The following is a 212-nucleotide window of genomic DNA, read 5'->3' as shown; positions in this document are numbered from 1 at the left end:
CCATCTGCGCGGTGATCAGGCCAACACCGTTGAGGTCATAGGCCGGTTCAACGATCGCGGTGAAGCGCCCAGGCGCCCATCCAATATCGGTTGACCTATTCCACCAAACGCCGCCATCCCAGACGGGTGAACCGAACTTACGGATGCGGGCACGCACCTGGCGGTAAACATTCGCCGTCACGCTCAATCCGGCAGGAGATATAACGTAGGGG

At 59.9% G+C, this 212-nt stretch carries 1 protein-coding gene; it reads right to left on the bottom strand.

Annotated features, from left to right (window positions below):
* On the bottom strand, positions 1–181 hold a 181-nt coding region (locus tag ASD32_RS30065; RefSeq protein ID WP_162252680.1), incomplete at its 3' end, for a hypothetical protein.
* Positions 182–212: the final 31 nt, after the last annotated feature.

Origin of the sequence: Rhizobium sp. Root483D2 (genome assembly GCF_001426685.1) — a bacterium.
GTDB lineage: Bacteria > Pseudomonadota > Alphaproteobacteria > Rhizobiales > Rhizobiaceae > Pararhizobium > Pararhizobium qamdonense.
The sequence above is the reverse complement of the archived record's forward strand: the minus strand, read 5'-3'. Positions and strand labels throughout refer to the sequence as shown.